At 65.5% G+C, this 7,233-nt stretch carries 10 protein-coding genes; 2 read left to right on the top strand and 8 right to left on the bottom strand.

All coding sequences use genetic code 11. From position 1 onward, the window contains the following. The 8 genes from Q4E95_RS09790 to Q4E95_RS09755 form a co-directional block, all read right to left on the bottom strand. Positions 1-1,040: HoxN/HupN/NixA family nickel/cobalt transporter (locus tag Q4E95_RS09790; protein WP_303383133.1), on the bottom strand; the 1,040-nt coding region annotated here is incomplete at its 3' end. 13 nt (positions 1,041-1,053) lie between these two features. Continuing rightward, entirely contained in the window at positions 1,054-1,953 is a 900-nt protein-coding gene (locus Q4E95_RS09785) for an urease accessory protein UreD (protein WP_303383132.1), read from the bottom strand. Beyond that, a complete protein-coding gene (ureG, locus tag Q4E95_RS09780; protein ID WP_303383131.1) occupies positions 1,950-2,561 on the bottom strand; it encodes an urease accessory protein UreG in 612 nt (203 codons plus the stop codon). The genes Q4E95_RS09785 and ureG overlap by 4 nt, the downstream gene beginning before the upstream one ends. A 57-nt stretch (positions 2,562-2,618) precedes the next feature. Beyond that, a complete protein-coding gene (locus Q4E95_RS09775) occupies positions 2,619-3,356 on the bottom strand; it encodes an urease accessory protein UreF (RefSeq protein ID WP_303383130.1) in 738 nt (245 codons plus the stop codon). 2 nt (positions 3,357-3,358) lie between these two features. After that, positions 3,359-3,844: an urease accessory protein UreE gene (gene ureE, locus Q4E95_RS09770; RefSeq protein WP_303383129.1), complete on the bottom strand. Its 486-nt coding sequence runs from the start codon at positions 3,842-3,844 to the stop codon at positions 3,359-3,361. A gap of 56 nt (positions 3,845-3,900) precedes the next feature. Continuing rightward, on the bottom strand, positions 3,901-5,628 hold the full coding sequence (ureC, locus tag Q4E95_RS09765; RefSeq protein WP_303383128.1) for an urease subunit alpha: 1,728 nt from the start codon (positions 5,626-5,628) through the stop codon (positions 3,901-3,903). 12 nt (positions 5,629-5,640) lie between these two features. After that, positions 5,641-5,949 carry an urease subunit beta gene (locus tag Q4E95_RS09760; protein WP_303383127.1) on the bottom strand — a complete coding sequence of 103 codons (309 nt, stop codon included), beginning with the start codon at positions 5,947-5,949 and terminating at the stop codon, positions 5,641-5,643. A gap of 9 nt (positions 5,950-5,958) precedes the next feature. Further along, positions 5,959-6,261, bottom strand: coding sequence for an urease subunit gamma (locus Q4E95_RS09755; protein WP_303383126.1), 303 nt, complete (start codon positions 6,259-6,261; stop codon positions 5,959-5,961). A gap of 210 nt (positions 6,262-6,471) precedes the next feature. Between Q4E95_RS09755 and Q4E95_RS09750 the strand changes: the two genes are divergently transcribed. Together Q4E95_RS09750 and Q4E95_RS13915 are read left to right on the top strand one after the other, a co-directional pair. Continuing rightward, positions 6,472-7,062: a bifunctional 2-polyprenyl-6-hydroxyphenol methylase/3-demethylubiquinol 3-O-methyltransferase UbiG gene (locus Q4E95_RS09750; RefSeq protein ID WP_303383125.1), complete on the top strand. Its 591-nt coding sequence runs from the start codon at positions 6,472-6,474 to the stop codon at positions 7,060-7,062. A gap of 55 nt (positions 7,063-7,117) precedes the next feature. Then, positions 7,118-7,233: DUF808 family protein (locus tag Q4E95_RS13915; RefSeq protein ID WP_368660326.1), on the top strand; the 116-nt coding region annotated here is incomplete at its 3' end.

Genomic DNA, 7,233 nt, shown 5'->3' with positions numbered 1-7,233 from the left:
CGCGCCCACCGCACCAACGCGAACCCGCCCCACACTGTCAGCAGCGTGGCGATCAGCAGCAGCCCAGCGTCACCCAGCTCGATCGACGCGATCCACGTGGTGACCGGATCGGTCAGCCCGAACGCCGTATTGAGCACCCCGCTCAGGGTGATGATGGAGATGAAAAGGGCCGCGCCCGCGGACAGCCCGGTGATGGCGGTGTTGAAGCCCAGCTTGCGGACGGGATCCCGCCAGGCGGAACGATACATGCGCAGTACCGCCAAGCCGTTGAGCGAATCGCACAAGCACATGCCGGCGGCAAAGAAGAACGGCAGGGACAACAGCGTCCACCCGGAAACACCCGCCACGGATGCGGACACGGTCAGGACCAGAAGGGAGATGGTGCTGGCGGTGTCGAAGCCGAGCCCGAACAGGAATCCCAGGGTGAAAATGTTGCGGGGGCGCTGCACCCGCGCCAGCGGTTTGGCCATCACCCGCGACACCAAACCCTGAGCCAGCAGATCCTCTTCACTGATCACCCGCCCCTCACGCGCCCGACGCCGCAGGCGCCAACTGTGGGCGCATGCGCCGGCGTTGTAGAGGCCGATCACCAACAGGAACACCCCGGACACCGTGCCGCCGATGACCCCCAGGGTGGTGTTCGCGGCGGTGCCTTCGGAAATGAACGAGGACACGAACGTGGCACCCAGAACCACCAGAATTCCCGCCAGTATCACCACCGAACTGTGCCCCATGCTGAAGGCCAAACCCACGCTCGCGGGTCGCTTTCCCTGCCCCACGAACCGCCGCGTCGAATTGTCGATCGCCGCGATGTGGTCCCAGTCGTAGCTGTGCTTCACACCCGTCAGATAGCAGGTGAACACCAGTCCGATGGCCAGGGGCACGGAACCACCCAGGCTCCCCAGCCCCCACAGTCCCAGGGCCACCAGATGAAGCAGTGCCACGACCCCCAAGGTGCACAGCACACGGGTGTGAAACGGCCAATCGTCAACCGATGAAGAGCGCGCGGCGGCGGCGGTGAGGGTCAATGGTGTTGACACGGGGAACTCCTGTTCAGTACTTCCTGAGATTGACGGCGCCCTGACCGAACCACCGAGCGCGCACCAGGTTGACCACGGCCTCTATGGCCTCGGCGACCTCGGGTGTGGAACGACCCAACACACGCACGGCGAAACCGGGCATGGGTGTTGCGCTCGCCCCGGCTCTGAGATGACCGGAGCGTTCGGTGAGGATGTCGCGAGCCTCGGCCAGGGCGGCGTCGTCCGCGCGGGGATCGAGGACGACCAGCGAGCCCACGTGCGTATAGCCCTCGAAGAACCCGAGCCCGGCCAACCCGTGCGTCTGCGGCTGAAGCAACAGGTTGTCCACCACAGAGGGGCACCCGGTCATGTGCACGCGGGTGCGCAATCGGACGCGGTCGTAGCGGAACGGCTCGCCGGTGGGGGACCAGCCCGGCGTCACCACGTCGGCGAGAACCAGAGTCGCGGACGGGTCCATGCTCACGCGCGTGTCCTGGCGGTAGCGCGAATCCCGATAGGCGATCAGCTGGTCGGGCAGATACTCCAGGCGGGCACCGGCACCGAGGCTCACATGGGTCTGCTGCAGCGTGTCCGCACGCGGTGAGCGGTACACCTTGGTCGCCGATTGCGTGGTCAACAGCAGATCGGCGCCCGGTTCGAGCGCGAGGTCCACCCGATAACGGTCGCCGTCCACGTAACCGCCGCCGGGATTGACCACCGCGTAGGTGACCTGCCCGGAGGTATCCAGGTAGTGGGGCCGCAGCACTCGTAGCGAGCCCCGGTGATATTGCCGCACGGCCACGGATCGGCCGGCGCGTGAGGCGAGGATCAGCTCCAGTTCTCCGCGCCACGCGTTGTCTTTCACGGACGACGACGCCGCTCGCTCCAGGCCCGCAGGTTCGTTCTGGCCCGTGGCGAGCGGGCAAGGACTCACGCCAGATCCAGCATGAGTACGTCGTGCCGCAGCCACTGGATCACGTGCTCCAGGCCCTCGTCGGTCTTGAGGTTGGTGAAGCAAAAGGCCTTGTCGCCGCGGAAAGTCCTGGAATCGGATTCCATCACGGTGAGGTCCGCACCCACGTAAGGGGCCAGGTCCGTCTTGTTGATGATGAACAGGTCCGCCTTGATCATGCCCTGCCCGGCCTTGCGGGGGATTTTCTCACCCTGGGCCACGTCGATGATGTAAATGGAAAAATCCACGAGCTCGGGGCTGAAGGTGGCGGAGAGGTTGTCGCCGCCGGATTCCACGAAGATCACATCCAGATCCGGGTGTTCGGCCTCCAACGTGTCGATGGCCGCCTGGTTCATGGAGGTGTCCTCGCGAATCGCGGTGTGCGGGCAGCCGCCGGTTTCCAACCCGATGATGCGGTCCAGTGGCAGCACGCTGTTCTGCGAGAGGATCTTGGCGTCCTCGATCGTGTAGATGTCATTGGTGATCGCGGCCAGGGACATCTCATCGCTCAGGGCACGGGTCAGGCGTTCGATCAGCTGAGTCTTGCCCGCTCCCACGGGTCCGCCGATGCCGACTTTGATGGCGTTCATGGTGACTATCTCCTTGCGCTGTCAGTGCGAAGTGCTGGGTGTGGGGTGAGCCGGGGATCAGCTCATGAACATGCGGGCCCGCTGGGTCTCGTGCTGCATCTGGGCGATTTCCAATCCGGGGGAGACCGCGCCCAGATCATCAATGGTGAGCTTCCGGATCTGCTGTTCCGCCCGGGCGACGCGGTCGCGCATGGTGCCCAGGACACGCTGCCCCGCATTCTGGCCGATGGGAATTCCCCGCACCGCGTTCTGCGTCAGGGCGGTCACGGTGGAGAATAGGTAGGCAGCGACCAGGGATGGTGTGGGGACACCGTGGTCCGTGCCGATCAGCCCGAACGCGATGGATTGGTGGCCGTGGCATGCGCCGGTGTCGACCAGTTGCGCGTACCGGTCCAACCGAGGGCCGGGCAGCGACAACTGACCGATATCGAGCAGCCGCTTTCCCATGGTCACTCCGGCCCGCCGCACCTGCGAAGGCAGAGCCTGCGCGTACATGAGGGCGTCCAGTTCGATGAGCGCGTCGACGGAGGCCTGGCCATTGTCGGCGGCAGAGCAAGACACTGCACATGCCTCGGCTGCCAGCCGCACGGCCAGCCCGTCCGCGTACACCAACTGGTGATCCACGAACTGCGCGAGCCACTCCCGGAACGTGGCCTCGTCATGCACCGTGCCGCGCTGCAAGTACGTCTCCATGCCAAACGTGTGCGCGAACGCACCCGTGGGAAGGGCGGAATCACACAACTGGAGGAGCGCGAGCACGGACCCGTGCGGCGTCGTCGAACTGGGCACGGACATGCCTAGTGGGTGTGCTCGGCGTGCCGGAACGGAACGGGCAGCACACGGGCCTGGCGCCGATAGGGAACCTGCTGGGAGTCCAGGTAGTCGGTCACGGTGTGATCGAACTGGACGACCATGACCTCGGCGTCGTACTCGGACGAGGCGTCGAAGAACTGAGCCTGCAAGTGGCGATTGCCCAGCGCGTGAGCGGTCACGCCCATCTCGGTGACGGAGCGCGGCGCGATGACCAGCACGTCCGTGGCCTCCACGGACACCGCGACCAGGCCGGACTCGTCCCGGAACAGGATGTCCCCGTCCGCCAAATCACCCTCCCTGCCCTGAGGGGACCGCAAGCGCAATCCCAGGGTGCGGCCGTGGTCGGTGGTGACGCGCTGGAAGCGCTTGACCAGGTCGGCGCTGGGGAGGACCACCTTCTCCACGTGCAGACTCTCACGTTCCGCGCGCGGCAGGTCGGCCAGGTTGCCAATTACCTGTTCAACGATCATGGGCAGGTTCCTTTCGATACTTGTCGACATCTGGGTATGGCTGTTCAAGCCCGGCGCTAGAAGAGGAAATAACGCTGGGCCATGGGCAGCTCGTCCGAGGGTTCACACGTGATCTTCTGACCGTCCACCCGCACCTCATAGGTTTCGGGATCCACCTCCAGCTGCGGGGTTTCCCCGTTGAACGGCAGATCCGACTTCTGCAGGGAACGAATGCCATGCACGGGTTGCACTGTCTTGCGCAGACCCAACCGTTCCGGGAGCCCGGCAGCCACCGCGGCCCGGGACATGAATGTGATCGACGAGGAATACACCGCCGAGCCCAGCGCGCCGAAAGCGTTACGCATCAACTGCGGTTGCGGCGTGGGGATCGAGGCATTGGGATCGCCCATGATCGAACTGGCGATCTGGCCGCCCTTGAGGATCATCGACGGCTTCACGCCGAAGAATGCCGGCTCCCACAACACCAGATCCGCCAGTTTGCCGACTTCCACGCTGCCCACGTGCTCGGACATCCCGTGCGTGAGCGCCGGGTTGATCGTGTACTTCGCGATGTAACGCTTGAGCCGGGCGTTGTCCCCGCGCTCGCTGTCTCCCGGTAGCTTGCCGCGCTGTTTTTTCATCTTGTCCGCGACCTGCCACGTGCGCAGCACCACCTCGCCCACGCGGCCCATGGCCTGGGAGTCGGAGCTTGTGATGGAGAAGACGCCCATGTCCTGCAGAACGTCCTCCGCAGCAATGGTTTCCGGCCGGATCCGAGAATCAGCGAACGCCACGTCCTCCGGGATGTCCGGGTTGAGGTGATGGCACACCATGAGCATGTCCAGGTGCTCTTCCTCGGTGTTGCGCGTGAACGGCAGCGTGGGGTTGGTGGACGCCGGCATCACATTGGGCATGGCCGCGATCTCAATGATGTCCGGAGCGTGCCCGCCGCCCGCGCCCTCCGTGTGGTACGTGTGAATCACCCGCCCGGCGATGGCCGCAATGGTGTCCTCCACGAACCCGGCCTCGTTGAGGGTGTCCGTGTGGATGGCCACCTGGACGTCGTACTCGTCCGCGACCCGCAGCGAGTTGTCGATCGCAGCGGGCGTGGCACCCCAGTCCTCATGCACCTTCAGACCGATCGCCCCGGCCTCGATTTGTTCCGCCAGGGGTTCGACGGCGCTCGCGTGCCCCTTCCCCAAAAAGCCCACGTTCATGGGGAAGTTCTCCACTGCCCGCAGCATGTTGGCCAGGTGCCACGCACCCGGTGTGACGGTGGTGGCCTTGGTGCCCTCTGCCGGGCCGGTGCCACCGCCGATCATGGTGGTGATCCCGGAGTTCAGCGCCGTGCCGAATTGATCCGGGCTGATGAAGTGGATGTGGGAGTCGATCCCGCCGGCGGTGACGATCTTTCCCTCACCGGAGACGGCTTCCGTGGCCGGTCCGACCGTGAAGTCCACACCGTCCATGATGTTGGAGTTGCCCGCCTTGCCGATGGCCAGGATCCTGCCGTCCCGAAGGCCGATATCCGCCTTGTAGATACCGGTGTAATCCAGCACGATCGCGTTGCTGATCACGGTGTCGGCCACGAGAAAGCCGTGGGGGGCGCCGTCGCGGGTGACCTGGCCGTTCTGTCCCATGCCGTCGCGCATGACCTTGCCACCACCGAAGATGGTTTCGTCGCCGCGGACGGTGTGATCCGCCTCGATCTCGAGGAACAGGTCCGTGTCCGCCAGGCGGATGGCGTCCCCGGTGGTGGGGCCGTACAACCCGGCGTACTGAGGCCGGGACATCTCGAAACTCATGGTGATCCTTGCCTAGTCGAGGGGGCCGTTGACCGCGTTGCGAAAACCGTGGGCGGCGCGTGAACCGGCAATGGCCACCAGGCGCACGGTTTTCTGGTCGCCGGGTTCAAAACGCACGGCGGTGCCGGAGGGGATGTCCAAGTGAAAACCGCGCGCGGCCTCGCGATCGAAGTCCAGTGCGGGGTTGGACTCGTAGAAGTGGAAGTGCGAGCCCACCTGCACCGGGCGGTCACCGGAGTTGGTGACCTCAAGGTCCACGGTGGGGCGGCCCGCATTGCATGGGATGGGTTCGTCGGAGAGCAGGTATTCGCCGGGGATCACGGGGAGTCCTTATCGGATCGGATCGTGGACGGTCACGAGCTTGGTGCCGTCAGGGAACGTCGCTTCCACTTGGACGTCGTGGATCATCTCCGGGATGCCCTCCATGACGTCTTCGCGGGCCAGGATGGTGGTGCCGTGGCTCATGAGGTCGGCCACCGTGCGGCCGTCTCGGGCGCCCTCGAGCAGTTCATAGCTGATGATCGCCACGGCCTCGGGGTGGTTGAGCTTGAGACCGCGCGCTTGGCGGCGCCTGGCAAGGTCCGCGGCCACAACGATCATGAGTTTCTCGTGCTCGCGCGGTTGCAGGTGCATGGTGGCTCCGTGGTCAAAGGTTGAGCGCGGCGGGCCGAGGGTGAACCCTCCACCGACCGCTCGGTTCGGTGACCATGTTGTTAGACCCGTGAGTCAGAAAAAGCACCGTCGTGTTTCGTGCGTGTTAAATGGCGGCCGGTCCTTCAGCCCGCGATGCATGAGCGGGCCCTCGCTCGGTACGCTGACCATGTGATTGAACAAAGTCAGTGGATGAAACAGGTCGAGGCCAACCCGGGGCACTCTCAGTGGTACATCGAGCGGTTCCGGCAACTGGCCGCCGCCGGTGAGGACATCGTGGGCGAGGCCCGGTTGATCGACGCCATGGTGTCCCGCGGTTCCCGGGTCCTGGACGCCGGTTGCGGCCCCGGACGCAACGCGGGCTACCTGCATGCGGTGGGGCACGGCGTCCTCGGCGTGGACGTGGACCCCGCCCTGATCGGGGCCGCGCGCGAGGACTACCCTGGCCCCGAGTACGTGGTCTCCGACCTCGCCGAAATGGACCTGCCGGCCCACGGCATCACCGAACCCCTGGACGCGATCCTGTGCGCGGGCAACGTGATGGCGTTCCTCGCCCCGAGCACCCGAACCGAGGTGCTGCGGCGCTTCGCGGCCCACCTGGCCGAGGACGGCCGCGCCGTGATCGGCTTTGGCGCGGGCCGCGGCTATTCGTTCCAGGATTTCTTCGACGACGCCGCCGCGGCCGGTCTCGTGCCGCAGCTCCGGTTGTCGAGCTGGGACCTGCGCCCGTTCACCGAGGACAGCGAGTTCTTGGTGGCTGTGTTGGGCAAACGGGCGAGCTGATCTGGCCTTACCCTTACTCCAGACACATTGCTTCCCACCGAATTGAGGAACGGTCATGGCTGTTGGGTTGGCCGCACTACTGGATGACATTGCCGCACTCGTGAAGCTGTCCGCGGCCAGCGTTGACGACGTCGCTGCGGCGGCCGGTCGCGCGAGCGCCAAGGCCGCGGG

It is taken from the genome of Kocuria sp., from assembly GCF_030536815.1.
Taxonomy (GTDB): Bacteria; Actinomycetota; Actinomycetes; order Actinomycetales; family Micrococcaceae; genus Kocuria; species Kocuria gwangalliensis.
The sequence above is the reverse complement of the archived record's forward strand: the minus strand, read 5'-3'. Positions and strand labels throughout refer to the sequence as shown.